The 13,616-nt window shown below is 58.7% G+C and carries 16 protein-coding genes; 7 read left to right on the top strand and 9 right to left on the bottom strand.

Annotation, left to right across the window (positions count from 1 at the left end):
* Nucleotides 1–125 precede the first annotated feature (125 nt).
* Complete coding sequence (locus tag NWQ23_RS07160; protein WP_306165577.1) at nt 126–560, top strand: helix-turn-helix transcriptional regulator; 435 nt, start codon at nt 126–128, stop codon at nt 558–560.
* On the opposite strand, the gene NWQ23_RS07155 is transcribed toward NWQ23_RS07160, so the two are convergent.
* The 4 genes from NWQ23_RS07155 to NWQ23_RS07140 all read right to left on the bottom strand — a co-directional run bounded on the left by NWQ23_RS07155 (nt 561) and on the right by NWQ23_RS07140 (nt 3,830).
* Nucleotides 561–944: a DUF2237 family protein gene (locus NWQ23_RS07155; RefSeq protein ID WP_306165576.1), complete on the bottom strand. Its 384-nt coding sequence runs from the start codon at nt 942–944 to the stop codon at nt 561–563.
* A 112-nt stretch (nt 945–1,056) separates the two neighbouring features.
* A complete protein-coding gene (locus NWQ23_RS07150; protein ID WP_306165575.1) occupies nt 1,057–2,088 on the bottom strand; it encodes a DUF2332 domain-containing protein in 1,032 nt (343 codons plus the stop codon).
* Entirely contained in the window at nt 2,085–2,759 is a 675-nt protein-coding gene (gene pth / locus NWQ23_RS07145) for an aminoacyl-tRNA hydrolase (protein ID WP_306165574.1), read from the bottom strand. The genes NWQ23_RS07150 and pth overlap by 4 nt, the downstream gene beginning before the upstream one ends.
* A 45-nt stretch (nt 2,760–2,804) precedes the next feature.
* Nucleotides 2,805–3,830: a LacI family DNA-binding transcriptional regulator gene (locus NWQ23_RS07140; protein WP_306165573.1), complete on the bottom strand. Its 1,026-nt coding sequence runs from the start codon at nt 3,828–3,830 to the stop codon at nt 2,805–2,807.
* A gap of 249 nt (nt 3,831–4,079) precedes the next feature.
* Here NWQ23_RS07140 and hisD point away from each other — a divergent pair, with 249 nt between their 5' ends.
* The 5 genes from hisD (at nt 4,080) to comE (ending at nt 8,239) form a co-directional block, all read left to right on the top strand.
* Nucleotides 4,080–5,387 (top strand): histidinol dehydrogenase, encoded by a 1,308-nt coding sequence (gene hisD / locus NWQ23_RS07135; RefSeq protein WP_306165572.1) that lies wholly within the window; start codon nt 4,080–4,082, stop codon nt 5,385–5,387.
* Entirely contained in the window at nt 5,380–6,141 is a 762-nt protein-coding gene (locus NWQ23_RS07130; protein ID WP_306165571.1) for an SDR family NAD(P)-dependent oxidoreductase, read from the top strand. The genes hisD and NWQ23_RS07130 overlap by 8 nt, the downstream gene beginning before the upstream one ends.
* The gene (locus NWQ23_RS07125) at nt 6,138–7,118 is read left to right on the top strand and encodes an alcohol dehydrogenase catalytic domain-containing protein (RefSeq protein WP_306165570.1); all 981 of its coding nucleotides are present in this window, start codon (nt 6,138–6,140) and stop codon (nt 7,116–7,118) included. The genes NWQ23_RS07130 and NWQ23_RS07125 overlap by 4 nt, the downstream gene beginning before the upstream one ends.
* A 63-nt stretch (nt 7,119–7,181) precedes the next feature.
* Complete coding sequence (gene comD / locus NWQ23_RS07120) at nt 7,182–7,688, top strand: sulfopyruvate decarboxylase subunit alpha (RefSeq protein ID WP_306165569.1); 507 nt, start codon at nt 7,182–7,184, stop codon at nt 7,686–7,688.
* Nucleotides 7,685–8,239 carry a sulfopyruvate decarboxylase subunit beta gene (gene comE / locus NWQ23_RS07115; RefSeq protein WP_306165568.1) on the top strand — a complete coding sequence of 185 codons (555 nt, stop codon included), beginning with the start codon at nt 7,685–7,687 and terminating at the stop codon, nt 8,237–8,239. The genes comD and comE overlap by 4 nt, the downstream gene beginning before the upstream one ends.
* Nucleotides 8,240–8,318: 79 nt before the next feature.
* Here the strand turns inward: comE and NWQ23_RS07110 are convergent, their stop codons facing one another.
* On the bottom strand, nt 8,319–8,936 hold the full coding sequence (locus NWQ23_RS07110) for a 50S ribosomal protein L25/general stress protein Ctc (protein ID WP_306165567.1): 618 nt from the start codon (nt 8,934–8,936) through the stop codon (nt 8,319–8,321).
* A gap of 156 nt (nt 8,937–9,092) precedes the next feature.
* Here NWQ23_RS07110 and NWQ23_RS07105 point away from each other — a divergent pair, with 156 nt between their 5' ends.
* The gene (locus NWQ23_RS07105; RefSeq protein ID WP_306165566.1) at nt 9,093–10,250 is read left to right on the top strand and encodes an MFS transporter; all 1,158 of its coding nucleotides are present in this window, start codon (nt 9,093–9,095) and stop codon (nt 10,248–10,250) included.
* A gap of 116 nt (nt 10,251–10,366) precedes the next feature.
* Here the strand turns inward: NWQ23_RS07105 and NWQ23_RS07100 are convergent, their stop codons facing one another.
* The 4 genes from NWQ23_RS07100 to trpA form a co-directional block, all read right to left on the bottom strand.
* Nucleotides 10,367–10,642, bottom strand: a complete 276-nt coding sequence (locus NWQ23_RS07100) for a hypothetical protein (protein WP_306165565.1) — start codon at nt 10,640–10,642, stop codon at nt 10,367–10,369.
* Between the two features lie 204 nt (nt 10,643–10,846).
* A complete protein-coding gene (locus NWQ23_RS07095) occupies nt 10,847–12,013 on the bottom strand; it encodes an alpha-hydroxy acid oxidase (protein WP_306165564.1) in 1,167 nt (388 codons plus the stop codon).
* A 77-nt stretch (nt 12,014–12,090) separates the two neighbouring features.
* The gene (locus NWQ23_RS07090) at nt 12,091–12,720 is read right to left on the bottom strand and encodes an FMN-binding negative transcriptional regulator (RefSeq protein ID WP_306165563.1); all 630 of its coding nucleotides are present in this window, start codon (nt 12,718–12,720) and stop codon (nt 12,091–12,093) included.
* Nucleotides 12,721–12,750: 30 nt separating this feature from the next.
* Nucleotides 12,751–13,542 carry a tryptophan synthase subunit alpha gene (gene trpA, locus NWQ23_RS07085; RefSeq protein ID WP_306165562.1) on the bottom strand — a complete coding sequence of 264 codons (792 nt, stop codon included), beginning with the start codon at nt 13,540–13,542 and terminating at the stop codon, nt 12,751–12,753.
* Nucleotides 13,543–13,616: the final 74 nt, after the last annotated feature.

Raw genomic sequence — 13,616 nt, 5'->3', positions numbered from 1 at the left:
GACGATGATGACGACGACGATGATGACGACGACGATGATGACTAAAGCGATCAGGCCTCTTTGAGCCTAGGGAGACATCATCTTTGACAGGCCGATGGACCGTCTTGGCGATCGTTGTGGTGCAAATGCTCTGCGCCATTTTTTTCGTGTCGCAAATTCTGGGGTCCGTCTTGGGCGTCGCGCCTATCGCATGGCAGCTGAGCGAATTGATCGAACTTGGTGCGGCATTGGGCCTCTTGCTCGGCGTCGGCTTTGGCTGGCTTGTCTTGCGCCGGACCATGGCGCGCAATGTCGCGGTTGAAGATCAGCTTCGCCTTGCTTCAGGTGCTTTCATGGAAGTCATGGAAGAGCGCTTCACTCGGTGGGAGTTGACCCCCGCAGAGCGGGATGTCGCGCTTTTCGCCATTAAGGGCATGTCGACCCAAGAAATTGCCGGACTTCGTGATGTCAGTGAAGGCACGATCAAGGCCCAAACCAACGCCATCTATCGAAAGGCAGGTGTGACGGGGCGCAACCAGCTTCTTAGCCTGTTCATCGACGATCTGATGGCGGTGGATTGATCACTCGATCTCGCTGCTGTCGGCATAGGCGCGCAACACATCAATCGGCACAATCTCGAGTGCGCGCACATGGGTCGCAAGCAAGCTGACTTTTGGGGCGCAGCCTTCGTCATGGGCCTGAAGGAACCGGCTGGCACATAGGCACCAGCCATCGCCCGCCTTCAGTCCGGGAAATCCGAATTCCGGCCGTGGTGTGCTGAGATCATTGCCAACGTATTTCGAGAACGCCAGGAATTCGTCCGTCATCACCGCGCAGACCGTGTGGCTGCCTTGATCGGCCGCGCATGTGTCGCAGGCACCATTGCGGAAAAAACCCGTCATCGGATCGACCGAGCAGGGGACCAGTGTACTGCCAAGCACGTTGAAAGAGGGGTCTTTTTCCATGTCGTTGGATACTTTCTAAATTCAGCGGCGTCTTTTCCGCTATCAGTCTAAAGGCATTTCGCGCCAAGACCACCCGAAAGCCATCAAAGAAGCGCGACCAACCGCTGCACCACTAGGGTCCGGTCCATTCGATCCAACGCCCATGAAAATCGGCCCGACCCAGATCAAGCGTGAGATCGCCCGGCCAAAGCCGCAGGGTCAGCGCCGCGCCATGCTCTCCACCGTCGTTTTCCATGCCGAACCATGCCAATGGCGTGGCTGCGGTTGCGCGCGCGCCAGCACTTGCGATCATGGCCGCACCTTCCGCTTTCTTGTCGTCGGGAAAATACTGCCAAGCCACGGTGCTGTAGATCAGGTGCAATTGCCCCTTTTGATGGTCTAGTCGCGTTTTAAGCCAGTCAACAGCATCGCCCTGTGCGACGGGGGTCTTGGCGGCCTTGATCGCCGCTTGCGTCAGGGACAAGCGCTCGGGTTGATCGGGCCACAAATAGGCTTGCAGTCGCAGCGCATGGTCCGCATTGGCCGGATCAAGCGGGTTGAGGTCAACGCCCGCGCGCGACACGACGTCGGGCTGCCTTGTCGGCGGCAAAGGGCCAGCCCATTCAGGGTGCAGCACCAGTGCTGCCTCTGACGGGCCAAAACGGGCGTCCTGCAACTGCAGCCCATAGGCATCCCAATGCAGGTTCAACCCGCCGCTTGCGCCCAATTCCGAGGTTCGCATAGGCAATCCAAAGCGGTCCGCCAGCAAATGCCCCACGGCAATCAATGTGGCCGCGCGGCGGACTTCGTTCGTTTGTGGGGCACTGTTCATCCAGGTGTTGATGTAACCTTCATCCGCGACCAGCGTTTCGCAGACAGCCTCCCACAAGGCCGCATCGCTAGGCTGATGTGGTGGATAGACCCCTGCCAAGACCGCGTGCCCTTGCAGATGCAAGGCATGCAGCGCCCCTGCCAGCCGCAGCGGCACCGATTGTCCGCGCGGGCCAATGTCACCTTGCCACGCAAAAATCCGGTCTTTGATGATCCCGTCGGGCCAGTCTTGCGTCGCACAAAGCGCCATCAATTGCCCCATGAAGGGCGACCCAAGGCTGGCGCAGGCTTTGGATTGATGAAGGAATGCCGCGCGGATGGCCGCAGGGGTCACCGGAACCGATCCATCAGTTTCTGCATCGCCGAGCGTGTGTCTTGTGTGGGCTCTTCAGGTGTGGCCGAAGGTGCCGGTTTGGGCACGGATTTCGAGGATCGGGGCGGGGCCACCCTGAGTGCAATCGCGTTCAGGAACTTGGCCCCGTCGCCAGCGATCAAGTCCGCGATCCCGTCACTGATCCCGCGCAATTCGTCATCCAGCCATTCCGCATCCGCCTTTGGGAAATCGCGCAGCACATAGCCCGGCACGGCGTCTTTGTGCCCCGGATGCCCGACACCCATGCGCACGCGGTCATAGTCTGGCCCGATATGCCCGTGAATGGACCGTAACCCATTGTGACCCGCATGCCCGCCACCTGTCTTGAGCCGGACTTTGCCGGGGGCAAGGTCGATCTCGTCGTGAAATACGATCACATGATCGGGGGCCAGTTTGAGATAGCGCATCGCCTCTCCCACCGCTTGCCCTGACAGGTTCATGAAGGTTTCAGGCTTCAGCAGGGTTACCTTTTCCGAACCGAAACGCCCCTCGCAGGTTTGCCCCTGAAACTTGGCCCGCCACGCGCTGAACCCGTGATCGGCAGCAATGCGGTCCATCGCCATAAAGCCGATGTTATGGCGGTTTTGCGCGTATTTCGCGCCGGGATTTCCAAGGCCGACAAGCAGTTTCATGGCGCCAGCCTAGCCTATGCCGCAGCGCAGCGCCAGATGGAGACGTCAGCTTTGCGCCACATTGCCCAGAGTGCCGCGCAGCACAAGGCTGGCATCAAGGGCAATGGATTCTGGCATGCTTCCTTCCTTTACCATCGCAACCAAGGTCTGTGCCGCTTTGCGCCCCATCTGCTGGTGCGGTACATGCACGGTCGTCAGCGGCGGATAGGCGATTTGCGCCAGTTCGATATCATCAAAGCCGACAATGGATACCGCATCCGGTACGGGAATCCCCATCTCATGGGCTTGGCGCAAGGCACCCACCGCCAGAACATCGTTGCCGCAAAGAACGGCTGTGGGCCGCGGAGCGCAATGCATCAATGCGGCAAAGGCTTTGGCCCCGTTTTCTATGGCATACCGTGTTTCGATGACCTGCAAGGCGGCGGGGTCCAATCCTGCCGCTACCATGGCCGCCTTGACCCCTTGCAGGCGCGCGCTTGCACGGTCGTTGTCCGCCGTCGGTGCTGAAATCAAGGCAAGGTTCCTGTGGCCATGGGCGATCACTTGCCGCGCCATCATCTGCATGGCCGCCTTGTTATCAAAGCCGACGGAAGGGCGGGGTGCGTCTGTGTCATAGGCCCATGTGATCAGGGTGGGAATGCCTTGGGCATCCAGAAACTGGTAAATCTCGGGCGACCGCGCATGCCCGATCAGCAAAAGCGCGTCAGCGCCACGGGCGACAAGGGCGCGGATCTGTTCTTCTTCGATGTCAGCCTGGTAAGAGGTGCTGGCCACCAGCATCGTAAACCCATGCAACCGCAATTCTTCCTGAAACGCCTGCAGGCCGCGCGCAAAGATCGCGTTTTCCATCGTTGGGATGATCGCGCCGATCGTGTTGGTGCGACGGGCCGCCATGACCTTGGCCCCGAAGTTTGGTGAATAGCCCAAGGCTTCGATTGCGGTCTGCACCTTGTCGCGCGTCGCGGGGGCAACCTTGTCGGGAAAGTTCAATACCCGTGACACGGTCGCCGTCGATACGCCCGCAGAGGCGGCGACGTCGTGCAGCGTGGGTGTCGGGCGTTGGTTGGTCATTGCGGTCCTTATGCAGTGCCGTGATCCTCTGTCTAGCCTGACAGAAAACAGGGGCCTAGTGAAAACGCACTCAGGTCAATGTAAAGGCTTGCATGGGCGCAATGTAAAGGCTTACATTAAGTGCGAATCAAGACGCGACCGGGGAGGGGACACGTCATCGGAGTTTTGCGCATGCGCAATCAACCGAACCACGGACCCAGCCCTGATCCTCACCCTGTTTTCGTTTATGCAAAGTAAGGCAATCCTCATATGGCACGCGAATACCTCAAGAAAGCGACCCTCACCGCGCAGTCCGGTGCGTCGGATGTGCACGATCTGGTCAAGGGAATTCTTGATGAGATCGAGGCAGGCGGTGACGCCAAGGCGCTGGAATATGCCGCCAAATTCGACAAATACGATGGCAACGTCATTCTGACCGCAGAAGAGATCGCCGCCGCTGCCGATCTGGTCCCGCAAAAGCTCAAGGATGATATCCAGTTCGCCCATGACAATGTGCGCCGCTTTGCCGAAGCGCAAAAGGCAACGGTCAGCGATTTCGAGTATGAGGTTGTGCCCGGCCTGATCGCAGGTCAGAAATCCATCCCTGTCGATGCCGCCGGGTGCTATATCCCCGGTGGCCGTTACAGCCACATCGCCTCTGCGATCATGACGGTGACGACAGCCAAGGTTGCTGGCTGTAACCACATCACCGCTACATCCCCACCACGCCCGGGCGTTGGTGTTGCACCCGCGATCATCTATGCCGCCCATATCTCTGGCGCGGATACGATCATGGCGCTGGGCGGGGTGCAGGGTGTTGCGGCGATGACATTCGGCCTCTTTGGTCTGCCCAAGGCGAACATTCTTGTCGGCCCTGGCAACCAGTTTGTCGCCGAAGCCAAGCGCATCCTGTTTGGTCGCGTAGGGATCGATATGATCGCGGGCCCCACCGACAGCCTGATCTTGGCGGACAAGACCGCTGATCCACATATCGTGGCGACCGATTTGGTGAGCCAGGCCGAGCATGGCTATAACTCTCCTGTCTGGCTGGTCACGGATGACCGCGCCTTGGCCGAAGACGTCATGAACCGCGTCCCTGATCTGATCGCTGATCTGCCAGAGGTGAACCGCGACAACGCCGCAGCAGCATGGCGTGATTATGCCGAAGTGATTGTCTGCGCAGATCGCGAAGAAATGGCCGCCTGTTCTGACGAATATGCACCCGAGCATCTGACTGTTCAGGCGCAAGATCTGCCTTGGTGGCGTGATCGACTAAGCTGCTATGGCTCGCTCTTTTTGGGCGAGGAAACCACCGTGTCCTACGGCGACAAGGCCTCTGGCACGAACCACGTTCTGCCGACATCCGGCGCTGCGGCCTATACCGGCGGTCTGTCGGTGCATAAGTACATGAAGATCGTGACTTGGCAGCAGGCCACCCGTGCAGGCTCCAAGCGCGTGGCCGAAGCGACAGCGCGTATTTCCCGCCTTGAAGGGATGGAAGGGCACGCCCGCGCGGCAGATGTCCGCCTTGCCAAATACTTCCCCGGCGAGAATTTCGATCTGACGCCTGATGAGTGATCCTGTCGATCTTTTTGACCTGACGGGTCGCGTCGCTTGCGTTACGGGCGCGAGTGCGGGGCTGGGTCAAAGGGCTGCGATTGTCTTGGCCGCTGCAGGGGCAAAGGTCGTCGGGGTGGCACGCCGCGCCGAAGCGCTTAATGCATGGGCCACGGCGACGGGCAAGAACGCTGCGGTTGTTGCAGCGGACTTGTCACAGCGCGACCGGATCAAAGAGATCGCAGAGCAGATAAGCGCGCCCTTTGGCGCCCCCGACATTCTGGTGCATGCCGCAGGGATCAACACCCGCGAAGTTGCGGATGACGTGACAGCAGCAGGCTGGGACGTGACCATGAACCTCAACCTCGCCGCACCGTTCTTTCTAAGCCAAGCCTTCGCGCCCGAGATGAAAGCGCGTGGCTGGGGCCGGATCGTGAATTTCGCCTCGCTCCAGACAACCCGCGCATTTCCGGGCGGGATCGCCTATGGTGCGTCCAAGGCAGGGATCGCCCAATTGACACGCGCCATGGCAGAGGCTTGGTCAAAGGACGGCATCACGGCGAACGCTATCGGTCCGGGTTTTTTCCCCACCGAACTGACTGGTCCGGTCTTTGCCGATCCAGAACGCGCGGCCCGCAATGCAGCGCAAACATGCATCGGCCGCAACGGCGAACTGTCCGACATCGACGGTCCGCTTCTTTTTCTCTGCTCTGATGCGTCTGCATATGTGACAGGTCAGGTTCTTATGGTGGACGGGGGGTTCACAGCGAAATGAAAGCACTGGTTTATGATGCCGTTGAAAAGCTGGTCTATCGCTATATGCCGGACCCGGTGCCAGCGCTGGGCCAAAGCCTGATCAAGATCGCGGCTTCGGGCATTTGCGGGTCGGACATGCACGCCTATCTTGGGCATGATGAACGCAGGCCCGCGCCGCTGATCCTGGGCCACGAGGCCGCAGGAACTGTTATTGGTGGCGCACTTGATGGCAAGCGCGTGACGATCAACCCGCTGACGACCTGCGGGACCTGTGCGGCTTGCAAGGCGGGCCGTGACAATCTGTGCGGCGACCGGATGATCATTTCCATGCCGCCCCGCGAAGGTGCCTTTGGCGAATTCGTGATCATGGCCGACAGAAACCTTGTCGAAGTGCCTGACCACGTGCCGTTCGAGAAAGCGGCCTTGGCAGAACCTTTGGCCTGTGGATGGCATGCCGTGCGACTGGGCGCTGCGGCCCTTGATACGCCACTGACCCAAGCGCGCTGTGTGGTGATCGGTGGCGGCGCGATTGGCGTTGGCGCTGCACTTTGCCTGCGTGCTTTCGGCGCGTCCGATATCAAGGTGGTGGAACCCAACGCCTTGCGCCGTGAAACCTTGGACGGGATCGACGGATTTACCGCCGTCGCCCCCGGCACAGTGACCCAAGCCGATCTGGTGATCGACGGGGTTGGCTATGCTGCCACCCGTGCGGATGCCTCTGCCATCGTGCGCCCCGGCGGTGTGATCATGCATATCGGGTTGGGCGAGGGGACAGGGGGTCTTGATATCCGCAGAATGACCTTGCAAGAAATCACCTTTATCGGGACCTATACCTACACAGCCCAAGACTTTCGCGACACGGCTGCCGCAATTTTTGACGGGCGGCTGGGCGCGCTGGACTGGACAGAGGAACGGCATCTGTCCGACGGCCAGCAAGCCTTTGCCGATATCCGCGCAGGGCGCGTCGCGGCCCCCAAGATCATCCTGCGGCCCTAGGGCCGGAGTAATCCCAGCAAACCACGCCCCCCCTTTTTTGGCGCAATCAGGAGACCTAAGACCTTGAGTATCAGCAAGAAAATCGTGGATGACTTTGTCGCCAACGATGTGTCATTCATCACGACAGTGCCATGCAAGCAGCTGGCCGGTGTGATCGACGAAGTCGAAGCACGGCCAGAAATCTTTCACATCCCGTCCAACAAAGAAGACGAAGGCATGGGACTTTGCGCAGGGGCCTATATGGGCGGCAAACGCCCTGCGATCATCATGCAGAACACCGCGATCGGAGTGACGATCAACACGCTGGCGACGCTGATCCAGTACTACCGGATGCCGTTGCCCATGCTGATCAGCTATCGGGGTGAATTGCGCGAGCCGGTGGCCTGTCAGGTGGAAATGGCGGTCCATACCAAGGCGCTGCTGAACCAGATGAATATCCCGACCTATCACTTCCACAAGGAAAGCGACGCAAGCGAACTCGACGCGATCCTGAAATACACATTCATGTGCAACAAACCTGTGGCGATCCTGACGGATGCGTCCTTTTGGGGAGGCTACGGCGACCAATGATCCGTTCAGAAATCCTGCGCGATATCGCGCCCATCCTGCGTGACCAACTGGTCGTCTGTAACATCGGCCTGCCCAGCCAAGAGCTGCATATGATCGACGATCAGCCCACGAATTTTTACATGCTGGGCACGATGGGTCTTTCATCCTCCATCGGTCTTGGTCTGGCCTTGGCGCAAGACAAGACTGTCATCTCCATCGACGGCGACGGCTCTGTTTTGACAAACCTTGGCACGCTGCCCACGATCGCGAACAACGTGGCTGATAACTACATTCTGTTGATCATCGACAACGGATCATACGGCTCCACCGGTGATCAGCCGACCTATGCGGGCAAGAAAACCAAGCTTGAAGATGTGGCCAAGGCCTGCGGCTGCGAGAACGTCGTTGTTTGCAAGGACGTGGACACAGGCAAGGTCTTGCAAGCGGCCATCGACAGCAAGCAGATGACGATCATTGTTTGCAAATGCGACAGCGGCAACATCAAGCTGCCTGTAATCACGATGGACCCTGTGGTGATCCGTGACCGCTTTATGAAGGCCGTGGCCAGCTAGGGCGCAGCGGGCACTCTATACGACAAAGCAAAAGGGCGCCCCAATCGGGACGCCCTTTCTTATGCGATTGCAAAAGCGCTTACGCTTCTTCTTGTTCGACTTCTTCCTCGGCGTCGTCAGCCAGAACAGTCCGTGGGGCAGAGATGTTTGCGATGACAAAATCACGCTCGATCACTGGCTTTGCACCTTCAGGCAGTGTCACTTCACTGATGTGAATGACATCGCCCATCTGGGAATTGGCCAGATCAACGGTGATGTGATCAGGGATATCGCCAGCCAGTACTTCAAGTTCGACTTCGTTGCGCACAACTGTCAGCACGCCGCCCTTTTTGATGCCGGGGCAAGTCGCTGTATTGGCAAACTCGACCGGAATAAACAGTTTCACACGGCTTGTGCGCTTGAGGCGCAGCAGGTCGATATGTGTGGGCAGGTCCTTGACCACGTGACGCTGAACGCCACGGCAAATGACACGCACGTCTTCCTGACCTTCGATCTTCAGGTTGAAGAGCGTGGACATAAAGCGGCCTTTGCGCAGCATGGTCAGCAGGTAGTTGAAAGGGATGCTGATGGATTGGGGCTCTGCGCCACCACCATAAACAGTGCCAGGTACGTCGCCATCACGGCGAGCTTGGCGGGCGGCCCCCTTGCCTGTCCCCGCGCGTACCTTGGCGTTCAGATCTGGGATCTGTCCAGCCATAGTATTTCTCCAAAATAAAGGGGCCCGCCTCCAAGGGTGTCCGAGCCCGATGAAGCCTGCGCTATAGGGGCTTTGGGATGGATTGAAAAGAGGTTTTCTGAGGTTGTGCGCATTTGAAACTTGCTTTGGCACGTTTTCAGATGCACCCAATGGCGCATGTCCATTCTCAACGCCCTCTATCTGTCCCGCCGCCCTGCCACAGCCTTTGTGGTGGTCGGGATGTTCTGGGGCTGTTTTGCAGCCTATGTCCCGGTGATCAAGGCACAACTGGGTGCATCGGACGCGCTGTTTGGAACGCTCTTGCTGGGGTCCGCGACCGGGCTTGTCTCGGCGATGTGGCTGGCACCGCGCGCCGATCGCATCTTGGGTGCGCGGGGGATGCAGGTGGGGGCGGCCTTTCTTGCGCTTGTGTGGTTACTCCCCGGGCAGATTTCGATGCCTTTGCTATTTGCCTGCGTCATGGGGCTTGTTGGGCTCGCGTCGGGGTTGCTTGATGTGATCATGAACGCCCGTGTCAGCGAGTTGGAGGCAAAGTACGATCGGCCGTTGATGAACGCCAATCATGCGATGTTCTCGGTAGCCTATGCCATCGGCGCACTGGTCGTCGGCTTCACGCGCGAGGCGGGCCTGCCGCCAGCGCCCGTCTTTGCCGGTTTCGGCGTGATTGCGCTTTTGTTGCTGCCGATCATGCGTATGGATGTGACTTATGTGGACGCCGAAGAAGGCTATGCCGGGCGCTACCCGCTTTGGCCTATCGTTCTGTGTGGCGCGATTGTCTTGGTGGCCTTCATGTCAGAGGCCACAGTCGAAGCATGGTCCGCCCTGCATGTGGAGCGCACGCTGGGTGGCGGTGCTGCCGAGGGGGCGCTTGGGCCAGCAATGCTGGGGATCACTATGGCGGTCGGTCGTTTCTCGGGTCAGGCGGTTGCCGAAAGGGTGCGCGAGGTACCTGTTGTCGTCGGGGCCTCTGTGATTTCCGCAACTGGGGCAGTGATTGCCGCTTTGGCACAAACGCCGATGATGGCCTATCTGGGGTTCGGCATTCTGGGGCTTGGCGTTTCTGTCATTGGCCCGATGGGGCTGGCATTGGTCGGCAAGTTGGTGGCACCGCACCTGCGGACCGAAGCGATCAGCCGCACCGCCGTGATCGGCTTTTCGGGGTTCTTCTTTGCGCCAATGCTGATGGGCCTGATGTCAGAGGCTTTTGGCTTGCGTATCGCGTTTCTGGCGGTCGCAGGATTGCTGCTGTCGGCCTTGCCTTTGGCGTTGCTGGTCAGGCGGATGCCATCATTCAGGCCCCTGCCGCAAGCCTAAGGCACGCAAGGGTGGGTGCGGGACCGCAAGCGCCCCACCCGTTCCTGTGTCAGCTTCTGGTCTATCCGGACCTTGCAACTGGAAAGAGTGGGTAAGCTCATCCCGTGACTTTGATCTTAAAGAGGTTTGGGGGGGATCAATGGTGGCGCTGGAGGGGGAGGCGTGGTCACCACAGGGGTGGGGTCGTCATCGTCCGATGACGCCGCAACAACAAGCAAAGCTGCGAGTACACCCAAGACGATATATGCGGGATTGATCGACGAACCCGCAACAACCACTTCGCTGTCTGATGTACCGGGTGTTTCAACGATTTGGTCAGCAAGACCGCCAGCATATGATGTTGTCGCTGACATGATAAAGGCTGCGGCGCAGAGCAACGTACGAGTGCGCATAAAAGACTCCCAACAAGATAACTATCTACAAAAACAAGCATCGCGCTGCCGCGACGATCGGTCGGAAAATGATCGGCAACAATTCACGAAAGGTCAATGATTCCAAAGCAAAACGGTTAAGGCAGTGACACTTTTTCACACAGATGATGCCTGATGGTCTACAATCAGATCGCAATTGCGGTTTTGTGGCCGCGTCGGTTCTGTTTATCTGGCCCAGCGCCCTTCGAAATCCTCGGGAACCAGCAGGATATCACGATCCAGCGTCTTGACGTCCCGTCGCCCGCAAAGTGCCATGGTGAGGTCCAGCTCCTTGTGGATCACCTCCAGCGCCTTGGTCACGCCTTTCTCGCCCATCGCCCCCAGACCATTGACGAAAGCCCGCCCGATATAGGTGCCCTTGGCCCCCATCGCGAGCGCCTTGAGCACGTCTTGGCCCGACCGGATTCCGCTGTCCATATGCACTTCGACCTTGTCGCCCACGGCCTCCAAGATCGCGGGCAAAGCCTTGATTGACGACATCGCCCCATCAAGCTGGCGCCCGCCGTGGTTGGATACGATAATCGCATCTGCGCCCAGTTCCGCCGCCTTGCGGGCATCATCTGCGTCCAGAATCCCCTTGAGGATGACCTTGCCGCCCCACATCTTCATCAATTGCGCAACACGATCCCAATCCAGCGCATGGTCAAAGGCCTCAGCGGTCCAAGATGCCAAAGACGAAGGGTCTGACACGCCCTTTGCATGGCCCACGATATTGCCAAAAAAGCGGCGTTTGGTTTGCAGCATCTCGATGCCCCACGGCCATTTGGTCGCAAGGTTGGCCATGCTGGCAACCGTGAACTTGGGCGGGGCGGACAGGCCGTTCTTGAGGTCCTTGTGCCGCTGCCCCATGATTTGCAGATCAAGCGTGATGACAATCGCGGAACAGTTTGCGGCGCGCGCACGGTCAAACAGCCGCTGCATGAATTCATCGTCCTTCAGGGTGTAAACCTGAAACCAGAACGGTTTTTCGGTATTTTCGGCCACATCTTCGATGGAACAGATCGACATGGTGGAAAGGGTAAAGGGCACACCGAATTTTTCTGCGGCGCGGGCCGCCTTGATCTCGCCATCCGCACATTGCATCCCGGTCAGGCCGACGGGGGCAAGCGCCACCGGCATCGCCACATCCTGTCCGATCATCTGGGTGGCCGTGGTGCGGTTGGTCATATCCACCGCGATCCGCTGGCGAAACTTGATCTGGTCAAAATCGGAAGTGTTTTCGCGAAAGGTCTGTTCGGTCCAGCTGCCGCTTTCGGCATAGTCATAAAACATTTTGGGGGTGCGGCGTTTATGAAGCCGCTTGAGATCCGCAATCGTCGTGATGACTGGCATCGCCATATTCCTTGAATTGGTTAGGTCTTGTTACCAATACAACGCGTTTGACGCAATATCGTTTGCAAATGTCCAGATCACGCAGGTTTCGGCAACCTGTTTTCCATTTCTGCAGCTAATGCATCATGCCCAGCACCCTGCAGGCCAGAGATCGCGCCCCTGAAATCCTGCGGATCGCGGTTCTGGCTCAGCTTGGATTTTGCAAGGATCTTGCGCACGTTGATGTCGAAGGCGACAATTCCGTCCAGCATTTGCTGCATGTAGTCTGTGGGCGCATCTGCCATCTTCCATGCGTTCGGGCCATTGACCCGCCGTTCGTGGTCGCGGGTCAAAAGGGCGACGGCTGCGCGCTTGGCGTGGTCGTCATACTGAAAGCTGATCGCACCATAGACATGCACCACCTGATAGTTCCACGTGGGGACGTGGCGGTGATGTTCTGCCTTGGACGGATAGTAGTTCGGCGAGACATAAGCATCATGACCACGGAAGATGGTCAGCACCTCTTGCCCTGTGGCGATGAGCCTGTGCATGTCATTGGCCGCCGCGACATGACCGATCAACCTACCATCAGGGGCGGAGAGCAGGGGAATATGGTTGGCAATCAGCCCTTCGTCGGTTTGGGCCACGATGCAAGCCAGTGGTGCGGCTTGGGTGATCGCCTTGATTTCATCGGTGTTGATCTCAAGAAAGTGAGGCGGGACATACATGATCGGGTGTCCTTTGGGCACAGACAGGTGTCAGGCGCGATGGGTCCCGTCTGCCAGTGATTTCACGAAAGCGAGCACCTCGGATACGGACTGCCCTGCGCCGATCTTTTCGACGATGGCAGAGCCCACAACTGCACCATCTGCGATTTTCGCAATGGCTTCGGCGGCGTCGGGTGTCTTGATCCCGAAACCCACGATCACGGGCAGGTCGGTCTGCGATTTGATCCGAGCGACTTCGGGGGCCACATCGCCCGCCTGTGCCTCGGCGGTGCCGGTGATGCCTGTAACCGAGACGTAATAGACAAAGCCGGATGTGTTCTCGAGCACCTTTGGCAAGCGCTTTGCATCGGTGGTCGGGGTGGCCAGCCGGATAAAGTTGATCCCCATTTTCTGGGCGGGAATGCAAAGCTCCTCGTCCTCCTCGGGCGGCAAATCGACGATGATCAGCCCGTCAATGCCTGCGGCTTTGGCATCGGACAAAAATCTATCCACTCCACGCGAATAGATCGGGTTGTAATAACCCATCATCACAATCGGGGTCGTGTCATCTGTTTTGCGCAGTTCGCGGGCGTATTGCAGCGTCTTTTCCAGATTCTGCCCGCCTTCCAGCGCGCGCTGTCCGGCAAGCTGGATCGTCGCACCATCTGCCATAGGATCAGTAAAGGGCATGCCAAGCTCGATCACGTCGACACCCGCAGCGGGCAGGCCTTTGACGATCTCAAGCCCGGTGTCATAGTTCGGGTCACCCGCCATGACATAGGCGACAAAGGCCTTCTTACCGTCAGTGCGCAACTGCGCGAATTTTGCGTCGATTCTGCTCATCTTGGTCCCCGGTCTGCAAACTTGGCACGGTGTGCTTGATGCAGCACTGAAAATCAATGGCAGAGTGTCGCCTC

This window comes from Yoonia sp., assembly GCF_030731595.1.
Lineage (GTDB): Bacteria > Pseudomonadota > Alphaproteobacteria > Rhodobacterales > Rhodobacteraceae > Yoonia.
The sequence above is the reverse complement of the archived record's forward strand: the minus strand, read 5'-3'. Positions and strand labels throughout refer to the sequence as shown.

What these genes read in the sequence shown, in the direction of transcription:
- NWQ23_RS07160 (WP_306165577.1), top strand. Translation starts at nt 126, where the DNA reads ATGCTCTGCGCCATTTTTTTCGTGTCGCAAATTCTGGGGTCCGTCTTG.
- NWQ23_RS07155 (WP_306165576.1), bottom strand. Translation starts at nt 944, where the DNA reads ATGGAAAAAGACCCCTCTTTCAACGTGCTTGGCAGTACACTGGTCCCC.
- pth (WP_306165574.1), bottom strand. Translation starts at nt 2,759, where the DNA reads ATGAAACTGCTTGTCGGCCTTGGAAATCCCGGCGCGAAATACGCGCAA.
- NWQ23_RS07140 (WP_306165573.1), bottom strand. Translation starts at nt 3,830, where the DNA reads ATGACCAACCAACGCCCGACACCCACGCTGCACGACGTCGCCGCCTCT.
- hisD (WP_306165572.1), top strand. Translation starts at nt 4,080, where the DNA reads ATGGCACGCGAATACCTCAAGAAAGCGACCCTCACCGCGCAGTCCGGT.
- NWQ23_RS07130 (WP_306165571.1), top strand. Translation starts at nt 5,380, where the DNA reads ATGAGTGATCCTGTCGATCTTTTTGACCTGACGGGTCGCGTCGCTTGC.
- NWQ23_RS07125 (WP_306165570.1), top strand. Translation starts at nt 6,138, where the DNA reads ATGAAAGCACTGGTTTATGATGCCGTTGAAAAGCTGGTCTATCGCTAT.
- comE (WP_306165568.1), top strand. Translation starts at nt 7,685, where the DNA reads ATGATCCGTTCAGAAATCCTGCGCGATATCGCGCCCATCCTGCGTGAC.
- NWQ23_RS07110 (WP_306165567.1), bottom strand. Translation starts at nt 8,936, where the DNA reads ATGGCTGGACAGATCCCAGATCTGAACGCCAAGGTACGCGCGGGGACA.
- NWQ23_RS07105 (WP_306165566.1), top strand. Translation starts at nt 9,093, where the DNA reads ATGTCCATTCTCAACGCCCTCTATCTGTCCCGCCGCCCTGCCACAGCC.
- NWQ23_RS07100 (WP_306165565.1), bottom strand. Translation starts at nt 10,642, where the DNA reads ATGCGCACTCGTACGTTGCTCTGCGCCGCAGCCTTTATCATGTCAGCG.
- NWQ23_RS07095 (WP_306165564.1), bottom strand. Translation starts at nt 12,013, where the DNA reads ATGCCAGTCATCACGACGATTGCGGATCTCAAGCGGCTTCATAAACGC.
- NWQ23_RS07090 (WP_306165563.1), bottom strand. Translation starts at nt 12,720, where the DNA reads ATGTATGTCCCGCCTCACTTTCTTGAGATCAACACCGATGAAATCAAG.
- trpA (WP_306165562.1), bottom strand. Translation starts at nt 13,542, where the DNA reads ATGAGCAGAATCGACGCAAAATTCGCGCAGTTGCGCACTGACGGTAAG.